The sequence below is a fragment of the Actinoplanes sandaracinus genome (genome assembly GCF_030009775.1).
Lineage (GTDB): Bacteria > Actinomycetota > Actinomycetes > Mycobacteriales > Micromonosporaceae > Actinoplanes > Actinoplanes sandaracinus.
Genome location: NZ_JASCTH010000042.1, coordinates 69838 through 80665 on the forward strand (window position 1 = coordinate 69838; position 10828 = coordinate 80665).

General features: G+C 71.7%; 13 protein-coding genes and 1 pseudogene. 8 read left to right on the plus strand and 6 right to left on the minus strand.

Annotation, left to right across the window (positions count from 1 at the left end; all coding sequences use genetic code 11):
- Positions 1–229 precede the first annotated feature (229 nt).
- Positions 230–772 carry a hypothetical protein gene (locus QLQ12_RS42425; RefSeq protein ID WP_282766727.1) on the plus strand — a complete coding sequence of 181 codons (543 nt, stop codon included), beginning with the start codon at positions 230–232 and terminating at the stop codon, positions 770–772.
- A gap of 108 nt (positions 773–880) precedes the next feature.
- Here QLQ12_RS42425 and QLQ12_RS42430 read toward each other — a convergent pair whose 3' ends face one another.
- Positions 881–2197 carry a diacylglycerol/lipid kinase family protein gene (locus tag QLQ12_RS42430; RefSeq protein WP_282766728.1) on the minus strand — a complete coding sequence of 439 codons (1317 nt, stop codon included), beginning with the start codon at positions 2195–2197 and terminating at the stop codon, positions 881–883.
- 167 nt (positions 2198–2364) lie between these two features.
- Between QLQ12_RS42430 and QLQ12_RS42435 the strand changes: the two genes are divergently transcribed.
- The 4 genes from QLQ12_RS42435 to QLQ12_RS42450 are packed head-to-tail and all read left to right on the plus strand — an operon-like array spanning position 2365 to position 5042.
- On the plus strand, positions 2365–3219 hold the full coding sequence (locus QLQ12_RS42435; RefSeq protein WP_282766729.1) for a M48 family metallopeptidase: 855 nt from the start codon (positions 2365–2367) through the stop codon (positions 3217–3219).
- Positions 3220–3268: 49 nt separating this feature from the next.
- Positions 3269–4129, plus strand: a complete 861-nt coding sequence (gene ppk2, locus QLQ12_RS42440) for a polyphosphate kinase 2 (protein ID WP_282766730.1) — start codon at positions 3269–3271, stop codon at positions 4127–4129.
- Positions 4130–4149: 20 nt separating this feature from the next.
- Positions 4150–4380 carry a hypothetical protein gene (locus QLQ12_RS42445; RefSeq protein WP_282766731.1) on the plus strand — a complete coding sequence of 77 codons (231 nt, stop codon included), beginning with the start codon at positions 4150–4152 and terminating at the stop codon, positions 4378–4380.
- Positions 4377–5042 (plus strand): potassium channel family protein, encoded by a 666-nt coding sequence (locus tag QLQ12_RS42450; RefSeq protein ID WP_282766732.1) that lies wholly within the window; start codon positions 4377–4379, stop codon positions 5040–5042. Before QLQ12_RS42445 ends, QLQ12_RS42450 begins: the two co-directional genes overlap by 4 nt.
- A 19-nt stretch (positions 5043–5061) precedes the next feature.
- Here the strand turns inward: QLQ12_RS42450 and QLQ12_RS42455 are convergent, their stop codons facing one another.
- Positions 5062–5523: a DUF2231 domain-containing protein gene (locus tag QLQ12_RS42455; RefSeq protein ID WP_282766733.1), complete on the minus strand. Its 462-nt coding sequence runs from the start codon at positions 5521–5523 to the stop codon at positions 5062–5064.
- Between the two features lie 264 nt (positions 5524–5787).
- Here QLQ12_RS42455 and QLQ12_RS42460 point away from each other — a divergent pair, with 264 nt between their 5' ends.
- The 3 genes and pseudogenes from QLQ12_RS42460 (at position 5788) to QLQ12_RS42470 (ending at position 7932) form a co-directional block, all read left to right on the plus strand.
- Entirely contained in the window at positions 5788–6756 is a 969-nt protein-coding gene (locus tag QLQ12_RS42460; protein WP_282766734.1) for a hypothetical protein, read from the plus strand.
- A 190-nt stretch (positions 6757–6946) separates the two neighbouring features.
- Positions 6947–7171, plus strand: a pseudogene (locus QLQ12_RS42465) (helix-turn-helix domain-containing protein); the annotation flags it as partial.
- A gap of 290 nt (positions 7172–7461) precedes the next feature.
- A complete protein-coding gene (locus QLQ12_RS42470) occupies positions 7462–7932 on the plus strand; it encodes a LysR substrate-binding domain-containing protein (RefSeq protein ID WP_282766735.1) in 471 nt (156 codons plus the stop codon).
- Positions 7933–8069: 137 nt separating this feature from the next.
- On the opposite strand, the gene QLQ12_RS42475 is transcribed toward QLQ12_RS42470, so the two are convergent.
- The 4 genes from QLQ12_RS42475 to QLQ12_RS42490 all read right to left on the minus strand — a co-directional run bounded on the left by QLQ12_RS42475 (position 8070) and on the right by QLQ12_RS42490 (position 10524).
- Positions 8070–8729: a phosphoribosyltransferase gene (locus QLQ12_RS42475; protein WP_282766736.1), complete on the minus strand. Its 660-nt coding sequence runs from the start codon at positions 8727–8729 to the stop codon at positions 8070–8072.
- 12 nt (positions 8730–8741) lie between these two features.
- Entirely contained in the window at positions 8742–9410 is a 669-nt protein-coding gene (locus QLQ12_RS42480) for a dienelactone hydrolase family protein (RefSeq protein ID WP_282766737.1), read from the minus strand.
- Positions 9411–9488: 78 nt separating this feature from the next.
- Complete coding sequence (locus QLQ12_RS42485; RefSeq protein ID WP_282766738.1) at positions 9489–10121, minus strand: superoxide dismutase family protein; 633 nt, start codon at positions 10119–10121, stop codon at positions 9489–9491.
- A gap of 154 nt (positions 10122–10275) precedes the next feature.
- A complete protein-coding gene (locus QLQ12_RS42490; RefSeq protein ID WP_282766739.1) occupies positions 10276–10524 on the minus strand; it encodes a Rossmann-fold NAD(P)-binding domain-containing protein in 249 nt (82 codons plus the stop codon).
- Between the last annotated feature and the right edge of the window lie 304 nt (positions 10525–10828).

Below are 10828 nucleotides of genomic sequence, written 5' to 3' on the forward strand. Positions count from 1 at the left end.
CGCGCACGCCGTCGACCGCGGTGCGGACCTCCGTCGATTCATGCCGGGATGATCCCGTGGCGTACCGGCCGGCACGTCATCTCGACGGGATGAACCGGTCTCCCGCGGGGACCGTGGCCGGTGCCCTCCTCACCCGTGCCGGATGAGGCGCCGGCCCTCCGGCCGGCCGGAGGATCGGCACCGGGCGTTCCCACGCCCGGATCGGTCGAACGACAGGAACGGAGTGCAGATGGCCATCGGTCCCGTCCAGCTGATCGTGCTGGGCTTCCGGCACCCGGACTTCCACGGCGAGATCATCGCCGAACTGGAGCGGCTGCGGCAGAGCGACACCGTACGAGTGATCGACGCGCTGGCCGTCTACAAGGACAAGCGCGGCGAGGTGGAGGTGGAACACCTGAGCAACCTGTCACGAGAGGAGGCGGTCGAACTGGGCAGCAAGGTCGGCGCGCTGATCGGGCTCGGCATCGACGGCGAGGCCGGGATGGCGGCCGGCGCCACCCGAGGAGCGGCCTCGGCCGAGGACGGGATCGCCGTCTTCGACGACCCGCAGGCATGGGATGTGCTGGCCGACATCCCGGAGGACACCGCCGCGGCGCTGATCCTGATCGAACACCATTGGGCGGTGCCGCTGCGTGACGCCATCGCCCGGGCCGGCGGCTTCCGGATCGGCGACGGCTTCATCAGCCCGCTCGACCTGGTCGCGATCGGACTGATCGCCGCCGAGGAGGCCCGGCGACTGCACGACCTGGAGACGGCCGCGACCGTCCGGTGAGAGGAGGAACGGAGATGTTCGGAACACGGAGAGTGGCCCGGCGCACCGGCCGGCGCACCGCCCGGCGGGTGACGCGCCGGGTGGTGCGCCGCCGTTGACCGGCGCGAGTCAGCTGCGGCGGCTGGGCATCGCCAGCCGCCGCAGGCGTGTCCAGTCCAGTTCCGGCGACGCGGAGCGGGTCCCCGGCCGATACCGCGGGACCCGGACCCGCAACGCGCCCGGCCGGATCGAGCACCGCACCGGCGTGGGCAGGACGACCGCCTCTCCGTCGATGCCGACCGGCACGGCCGGCGCGTCCGCGTCGATGACCGTCTCGGTGGCGACCCGGGCCGTCACCGACCGGGCCCGGCCGCGCCCGCTGATCAGCCGGGCCGCGTCGGCGGCCCCGCGGACGGTCACCACGAGCACCCCGAGCACCCCGAGGTCGAGGCGCGGCCGGCTCCCGATCCCGGCCAGCCCGGCAGTCGCGTACGGATTGTTGCTCACCAGCACCGCCCGCGGCCCCGGGATCGTCTCCCCGTCCATGCTGAGCCGCAGGTTCGGCCCGCCCGTCCCGGCCAGCACGTCCGGCAGCAGATCGAGTGCGGTGCCCGTCTTGTCGTCACGGTAGGCGGGACTCTGCACCACAGCCGCGTACGCCCCGAACGAGGCGTTGTTGACGAAGGTCCGGTCGCCGATCAGCCCCAGGTCGACGCGCAGTTCCACCCCGTCGGTGAGCGCGTCGAGGCAGCGCGCCGGGTTCTCCCGGTCCAGGCCGAGGTCGTGCGCGAAGTGATTGCGGGTGCCCGCCGAGATCACCATGAATGGAATCCCGTGCTGGGCGGCGATCTCGGCGACCAGCGCCTGCGTGCCGTCGCCGCCGGCCACCCCGAGCAGGTCGGCGCCGTCGGCGAGGGCTCCGCGGGCCAGTTCGGCCACATCGACGGCGGGACCGTCGAGCAGATGCACCCGGGCGCCGAGCCCACGCGCCAGTTCGGCCAGGCGGAAGCGGTCCACCTTCCCGCCGCCCGAGCGCGGATTCATGATCAGGTACGGGTGGCGCGGCGGCGGTGTCTCGTACTCGGCCGGCCCGTCGCCCGCGTCGGCCAGCGCCTGTCGCCCCGCCGCCAGCGCCGCCGCCCAGAGCAGCCCGAGAGCGATCACGGCCCACAGCAGATGGTGGCGTACATACAGGACGGCGACCGCGGCCGGTACGAGCACCACCACCACGGCGGCCAGCCAGCGCAGCGGTCCTCGCCGGCTGAGGAACACCCACGCTCCGGCCAGCCCGATGGCGGCGCCGAAGGCCCCGGTCAGCAGCAGCCCGGCGCTGCCCCGGATCCCGGCGGCGGTGAGTATCAGTACGACGGCGGCCGCCGCGGCGGCGAACGCGAGCCGCGCCAGCCAGCGCCGGGCCGCCGGGGAGATGACTGCTGGATGCGCCATGGCGAAGCTCCTTCACACATACGCGGGTGCGGTCCTTGCGCATGCAGCGTCGCGTCCGGCCCGGTGCCGGGCCTCATACCGGTGGGATGAGGCGTGCGGATCCGGTCCGGCGCAGAGTCGGCGTCGGACCGGGACGAGCGGCGAACCGGAGGACAGGAGAGACCGTCGTGTCGACGTCATCACGGCAGAGCAGCCGGCTCCGGCACCCCGCCGAGCTGCTCTTCTACACGTTCATGGTGATCCTCAACGTGATCATCATCGGGCTGATCGTGCAGTTCGCGGTCATGCTGCCCTACCTGCCGGAACGGCTGGCGGACAGCGGCTGGGCGAACGCGATCCGGTCCGCCCTCATCGGGTTGCTCCTGCTGATCCCGGCACTCGTGGTGGTCCGTGAGACGCAGCGGGCGACCGTCCGCGGCACCGCGGTCGAGCTGTCCCCGCACCAGTACGCCGACCTGTACCGCACCATGGACGACTTCGCCCGCCGGCTGGGACTGCCCCGCCGCCCGCAACTGTTCCTGGCCAACGGCAACGGCACTCTCAACGCCTTCGCCGCCCAGGCCACCGGCCACGACTACGTGGTACTCGCCAACGAACTGTTCGTGAACCTGCGGCAGAACAACCGCGAGGGACTGCGCTTCATCCTCGGGCACGAACTGGGCCACATCCGCCTGCACCATGTCTCCCTCTGGTACCAGCTGTCGGTCGCCTACTCCGAGCGGATCCCGGTGCTCGGCCCGACCCTGTCCCGGCTGCGCGAGTACTCCTGCGACCGGCACGGCGCCCACCTCGCGCCGCTCGGCTCCTCAGGGCTGGTACTGCTCGCCTCCGGCCGCCACACCGAGCAGGTGACCGACGTGGAGCAACTGGTGCGGCAGGGGCGAGCGCTGCGGGGCTTCTGGGTCGAGCTGGCACAGCTGAACCATTCGCATCCGTACACGGTGCGGCGGTTGGAACGGCTCTTCCGTCTCGGCCTCTTCCATGCCCGCGTCCGCGGTGCCGAGGCGGAGAAGGCGGTTTGACCCCGGCCCACGCGGTCGTGAACAGGTGAGCCGAGGACGGGAGAGTGTGATGGGGCGGGATCTGGCCGGCGCCTACGACCGGGCTCTGCGAGAGCTGCGGGTGCTGCGGCGCGAACGCGATGTTCTGGCGCGCAAACTCGACCTGGAGCGGGGCCTTCGCCCCTGGCAGGTGGAGTTGCTCAAACTGCAGCGCCACCTCGAAGTCGAACAACTCCGCATGATCGTCCTGTTCGAAGGGCGGGACGCGGCCGGCAAGGGCGGCGTCATCCGCCGGGTCACCCGGTTCATGAATGAGAAGCACTACCGGGTCGTCGCGCTCGGCCGGCCCACCGGCGAACAGCGGTCGCAGTGGTACTTCCAGCGCTACGTCGCACAGTTCCCGGCCGGCGGTGAGATCGTCCTGTTCGACCGGAGCTGGTACAGCCGCGCGATGGTCGAACGCGTCTTCGGCTTCTGCAGCGAGAAGGAGTACCGCGACTTCCTTCGCGGCGTCACCGGCTTCGAGAAGGACCTGGTTCGTCAGGGCACCATCCTGGTCAAGCTCTACTTCAGCGTCACCAGGCAGGAGCAGGCGCGCCGCTTCGAACGGCGCAGAACCGACCCGCTGCGCCGGTGGAAACTCAGCGAGATAGACCTTCAGGCACAGGACCGCTGGGACGATTTCACCGACCGCAAGTACGACATGCTGCGGCACACCGGCACGCGGGCCGCGCCCTGGCTGATCGTCCGCTCCAACGACAAGCGCCGGGCGCGGCTGAACACGATAAAGGTCATCCTCAACGCGATCGACTACAAGGGACGCGACCCCGGCCTCGATTTCACACCCGATGCGCGGATCGTCGTTCCCGGAGCGGACGAGATGACCCTCATGGAGGCCCAGCGCCGGCACACCGGGAAGTTCACCGGCTGAGCCGGTGAGGAGGAGCGACCATGCCCGAGGCGACATATCAGGTCCGAGTCTGCGGGATGATCCCGGACGATCTCCTCGCCGAGCTGCGAGACCTCACCGTGAGCGTCGAACCGGCCGAGACCGTGCTGTACGGCTCGCTGCCCGACCAGTCCGCCGTGGTGGGACTCATCGCCCGGATCCACGGCCTGGGCCTGCAGCTCATCGAGGTACGGCGACTGCCGGCTCAGGAAGGCCCGGAACCCCTGCGATGAGGACCCGGCCCACCCGCGGCGGCTACGGCCTGGTGCTGGTCCTGATCGTCGGCACCTATGTGCTGGCGCTGTCCGCCCAGCATCGATGGATGATCGCGGTCCTGCTGTTCGTGCAGACCGGGACGGTGTGGCAGGCGCTGCGGGTGTCCGGCGCCCGGACCGGCGTACGGCTGGCCGCAGCCGTCGTCTTCGTGCTCGCCCTGGTCGGGGCCGTGCTGAACGTGGTGGCGGGGGACAGCCCACTGATCGGTTGGACCTTCCTGGCGGCCAGCGCCCTCTATCTGCTGGCCCCGTTCTCCATCGTCCGGGATCTCGGGACCCACCGCGGTGTCGACCCGCAGACCATGCTGGGGGCGCTCGCCGCGTACCTGCTGATCGGGATGGCCTTCGGGTTCGGGTACGCCTGCCTGGCCGCGATCCAGCCGGGCCCGCTCTTCGGCGACGGGGGCGACCCCAGCCTGTCCGAGGCGCTCTTCTTCAGCTTCGTCACCATGACCACGACCGGCTACGGCGACCTGGTCCCGGTGGCGAACCCGGCCCAGAGCATCGCCGTGCTGGAGGCGCTGACCGGCCAGCTCTTCCTCGTCACCGCGGTGGCGAAAGTGGTGGAGAACTGGCGGCCCCGCGCCTGGAACAGCCGCAAGGACCAGACGCGACCCTGACGCACCAGAGCGGTCCGGGTCAGTTCTGCGGGGCCGGACGCGGGGATCGGGGCTCGGCCATCGGCGCGCGACGATCCCCGAACCGCCCGCCGAACCAGGCGCCGAACCCGGCAAGCGCCAGTCCGGCGACCTGGACCATGAGCAGCCCCGGATCGGCGGCGCGGTCGGGATCGCGCACCCGCACCAGGGCCAGAACCGCGAACAGCACCAGCACCCCGACATCGAGCAGCAGGCCGAGAAAGCGGGAGCGGGCAACCGATGGCTCGCGCGCGGCGAAGGCGTCGAACCCGGTCGCCAGCCCGGCGCACAGGCCACCGGCCAGACCCGCCACGATGTTCCAGAAGGCCAGGGTGCCGACCAGCGCGGGCGCCCCCAGGACGGTGGCGAGGTCGAACACCGAAGCGGTCCAGAACAGGCCCAGCGGGAACATCAGCAGCAACGGCTGCACCGCGTGTCCCCCGATACGGAGTCGGCTCTGCATGCGGCTGTCCTCCTGCCGTGCGCCGGCGGATCGGGGGAGGCGGGCGCGGACCGTCACGCCGTCGTGGGACGGGCTCGCGGCGCCTGCCCGGTGACCGGACCACCACAGCCTCGAAGGCCGGGCCCGCGGCGGCGTCATCCTCGGCGGGTGAACCGGCCGGGACGCCGGCCCCACCGGATCCGACGGCTCATCCGGAGCGAGGGATGTCCAGGACACACCGTTCGCGCACGCTCGGCGCAGCCGTACGAGAGTGGAGAACCGATCATGAGAAGACCTGGACATCGGCTGCTCGCGCCGGTCGGTGTGATGCTGTGCGGGCTTGCCGGTCTCGCGGCGTGCACCGGCGAGGGCGAGGTGGGGTCACCGCCGTCGGCGCGGCCGTCGGCGGCACGGGCCGAGTCCTCGGCCGAACCCGCCCGCTCCCGTGAGCCGGCCGCGGAGGGGACCGAGCGTTCCGAGCCGGACCGTACGGCGACGAGCCGCGACACCCGGTCCGCGGAGACGGGCGGCGCTGCCGAGACGACCAAGCCCGCAGAGGCTGGCGGCGCTGCCGCAACGACCGAGCCCGCGGAGACGACCGAGCCCGCCGAGACGACCAAGCCCGCCGAGACGACCAAGCCCGCCGAGACGACCAAGCCCGCGCAGGCGCCGCAACCGGTGGTGACGGACGACCGCGTCACCGAGGCGACGCCTACCGGACAGCAGGCCGCGACCACCAGCCGGCCGGAGCCGTCCGCCACGTCCGCGTCGGCCGTCGCCGGGCCGGTCGCCGGCGACTCCGGCGGCCTCGTGGGCTGGCTGTTGCTCTTTCTGCTCTTCGCCGGTCTCGGCGCGGCCATCGTGCTGGCCCGCTCCCGGCGCAACTCGACCTGGGACGCCGAAGCCGGCGACCTGGCCGCCGAGACCTCCGTCGTCACCGAATCGCGGCTGCCCCCGGTCCGGAGAACCCTGGAGCCAGCGCCGCGATCCCTCGCCTGGTCACCGGTCCGTGACAACCTCACCAGCCTGGCCGCACGCTGGGCCGCCCTCGCCGGCCAGAGCGCCGACGGCAGCCGTCAGGCGATGGCGAACGGCGTCACGATCCTGCTCCGCGACCTCGTCACCGCCGTCGACGCCGAGAACGAGGCCGTGGCCTCCGGCCGGGATCGGCAGCTCCTCCGCCAGCAGGTGGAACAGATCCTGGACGCCCTGGAAGCGGCCTTGACTCCGGCCCCGGCGAACCCGCTGAACTGAGCGCCGCGCCGCATGCGCTTCCGGCGCGCACGGGCGCCCGGGACGCGCTACAACCTTCGGGCGAACACGTCGAGGAGTTGGTTGCCGTCGTTCGAGACCAGATTCGAGGCGTACGACACGAACGCCGCTCGGCTGCCGTCGGCGCTCAAGGCAGCGGAATCGCTGACGCCGTCGCCCTGAACGTTGGCTCATGCCAACCACCCACCTCGACATACTCCGCGACGAACCGCACGGGTCGACCGGGCGGAGTACCGTGCTCTCGATCTCTCGGGACGAGGACGGGACGGGCGTGGAACTGCGGGACATCGAGATCTTCCTGACGCTGGCGGAGCAGTTGCACTTCGGCCGGACCGCCGAGCGGCTGCGCGTCACACCGGCCCGGGTCAGCCAAGTGATCAAGAAGCAGGAACGCCGGATCGGCGCTCCTCTGTTCGACCGCAACAGCCGCAATGTGGCGCTGACCCCGATCGGCCGGCAGCTCTTCGAAGAACTCCAGCCGATGTACCGGGGACTGCGGGAAAGCGTCGAGCGGGCGGCACTGGCCGCCCGGGGCACGAACACGGTGCTGCGTCTCGGCGTGATCGCCACCAACATCCAGGACCTGCGGCCCCATCTCGACGCCTTCACTGCCCGGCACCCCGGATGCGACGTACAGATCCGGCACGTCGGGTTCGGCGACCGTTCGGACCGCTGCGGGCCGGAGAAGTGGATCTGCAGATCGCCTGGCTGCCGGTCCTGGAGGCCGACCTCACCGTCGGCCCGGTCATCTACATCGAACCCGTCGTGCTCGCTGTCGGCGCCACCCACCGGCTGGCCGGCCGCGAATCGATCTCCTACGAGGATCTCGGCGACGAGATCGTCATGGGCGGCGCCGAGCCCGACTACTGGCGCGAGGCCCTGGTGCCGCGTACGACCCCGAGCGGGCGGCCGATCCGCATCGGGCCGATCGTCACGGACTACGGCGACATGATCCCGATCCTCTCCAACTGCGAGGCCGTCTCACCGGCGCACGCGCACGCCATCCGCTATTTTCCGCGGCCGGATCTCGCCTACGTCCCCATCCGCGACGCCCCGCCCGCTCGGTGGGCGCTCATCCGGCGTACGGCCGCGGAAGCCGAGCACGTCCGCGCCTTCGTGCGGGTCGTCCACGACCTCGGCCCGGCCCGGGACGGTTGACGGGCCGGCCGGAACGCACGACCGAGCGCAGCGCCGGCAGCGTCCGCACGGCGGCCGGCAGGTGCCTCCAGCGGACGGCCCCACCCTCGGATGCCAGATCTGCCAGATCTGCCAGATCTGCCAGGTCCGCGGACCATTCAGCCCGCCGTGGCCCGGTGGACCCGCCGCAGTACTCGGTCGACGTCGGTGTCGGTGAGCTGGTCGAAGTCGGTGTACCACTGCCCGACCGCACGGAAGAACTCGGGCGCGTACAGGCAGACGACATCGTCGGCGTCCGCGGTCAGCAGGTCGCGTGCCTCCGGAGAGCAGACCGGGACGGCCAGGATCAGCCGCCGCGGCTGCCGGCTGTGCAGCCATCGCAGTGCGGCGCGCGCGGTGACGCCGGTGGCCAGCCCGTCGTCGATCAGCACGACCGTACGGCCGGTGACCTGTGGTGCCGGGCGGTCGCCGCGATAGCGCCGCGATCGGCGGGCCAGTTCGGCACGTTCGGCGGCGACGGTGTCGGCGAGATCGTCCTCGGTGACGCCGAGATGCTTCAGAACGCTCCGGTCGAAGACCGGTGGCCCGTCCTCGGCGATGGCGCCCACGCCGAACTCCGGACGGCCCGGCGCCCCGATCTTGCGGACGAGGATGATGTCGAGGTCCGCGCCGATCCTCTCGGCGACGGGCACGGCGACCGGCACCCCGCCCCGCGGCATGGCCAGCACCAGCGGCCGGTCCTGGCCATCGCGCGGTATCCGCTGTGCGATGTCGTCGGCCAGTGCCCGGCCGGCCGCGTCGCGATCTTCGAAGATCATCGTGGGCTCCGGTCAGTGGTTCCGGGCAGCCGCGACGAGATGGGAGCCGAACCAGTCGCCCGCCTCCTCGGCGACCTGCTCCAAGGCTCCCGGCTCCTCGAACAGGTGCGTGGCGGTGGCGATGATCCGCAGTTCGGCGAGGACCTGCATCGTGTTGCGGGCCTGTTCGTTGAGTTCGCTGACCTGCGCATCCTGTTCGCCGACGATGAGCAGCGTCGGAGCCCTGACCTCGAGCAGTGCCGGGCCGGCCAGGTCGGGCCGGCCGCCTCGGGAGACCACCGCCAGCACGGCGTCGGGCCGGGCCGCGGCGGCCACCAGGGCGGCGGCCGCGCCGGTGCTGGCCCCGAACAACCCGATCGGCAGGGCCGCGGTCTCCGGCTGCTCACGCAGCCAGTCGATGATGCCGATCAGGCGGTCGGCGAGCAGGCCGATGTCGAAACGCAGCTCCCGGGTACGCTCGTCGACCCGCTCCTCGTCGGCGGTGAGCAGGTCGACCAGCAGCGTCGCCATACCGCGCTGGTTCAGCGCCCCGGCCACGGCGCGATTGCGGGGGCTGTGCCGGGAACTGCCGCTGCCGTGCGCGAACAGCACCAGCCCTCCGGCGTGTGCCGGCATGGTCAGGTCACCGTCGAGCTCGGCTCCCGAGGCCCGGATACGGCTCGCCGTCGTCCACGTGCTCATGTCCACTCCTGTCCTTGAAGGTGAGGTCGGTCAGGCTCCGCTGGGGCAGGTCCCCGGCGCTGGGGTGGGTGCGGCCGTTCAGCCGGGCAGGGTGACGCAGCCGGCCCGGGCGCCCGCGCTTCCGGCCTCACCCGGCCCGGTCTTGGTGGTCTGGGCGTGGATCACCAGTGACCGGGGCGCGCGCGGCGGTTCGAAGGTCCAGGGCTGGGTGGCGGTGGTCGTGGCGTTGCCCGTGGCATCGGTCGTGAAGTCCAGCCACACCTCGTTACGCGGATTGGCGTAACTGGGGTCGACCGACGGCGGTGAGGCCGAGGCGGCCGGATCAGCCTGTTTCTGGTAGTGCGGCCCGGCCGCTTCGCCGGTGGGCCCGCACGGGTTGACGTGCAGGTGAGCGCCGTAGCCTCGGCCGGGTTGCAGCCCGCCCACCCTCAGCTGGACCGTCGTGCTGTCGGCGGCCGGCATGAACGTGACGGCGGCGGTCGCCCCCGCCGGGACCAGCGCCGGGTCGTAGGTGACGGCAGTCGCGTTCGCCGTGTACGGCGCGAACGTGCTGGTCGCTGTCACCGGGGCGCCGGATGCCGGTGAACCGGCGGCGGTCGCCGAGGAGGCCGTCACCACAGGCGGCTCGTCGATGTCTTCGGCGCACCCGGTGAGCAGCGCGGGTGTCAGCAGCAGGGCGGTGGTCAAGAGCAGGTCGGCACGGTAGCGCATGGCGTCTCCTCGTCGGCGAGAATTACCCATTGCGCACCGGCATACCCACCGCCAGCAGGCGGAACCCTCATAAAAGGTGGTGGCCTGCGGCACCGGCGAGGAGCCGCGACAGGATCCGCTCACGCGTCCCGCTCGTCCGTGCGGACCCGCTTCCTCACTTGCGGAAGTGGTTCGCGTTCTCCCGCGCCCACTGGGCGAACGTCCGCGCCGGGCGGCCGGTCACCCTCTCGACGGTCGGCGCCACCGTGTAGCCGATCTCCGGGGTGCTGCCGTGCGCCCACACGAAGAACTCGATGACCTCGTCGGGGAAGCCCTCGGCGTGCCGCTGGTCCCGGGCCTGCTGCTCGGTGAGCGGGATGAGCCGCACCTGCCGGCCGATCGCCTCGCCGACGATGCGCACCATGTCTCCCAGTCCAACGCGCCGGACATGAACTCCACCGGCGCCAGAACGGTCCACTCCAGCTCGCTGTGCCGCACGGCCGTCTGCAGCGGGCTGTCGCCCCCACCGTTGCGGTCGGATTCCGTCCGCAATACGAGCGGTGTGAGCGGTGAACTGCTGGTAGCCGGCGTCACGGGCGCTGCCGCTGTCCGGTGCAAGCGGATCAGCCCGTTCCGGTGTCCGATTCACCGCAACCGGGTGGCACCTGCACGGGAACTGGCCTGGCACCCGCCGCCCTGGAATCTCTTTCACATGCCCGGTGCGACAA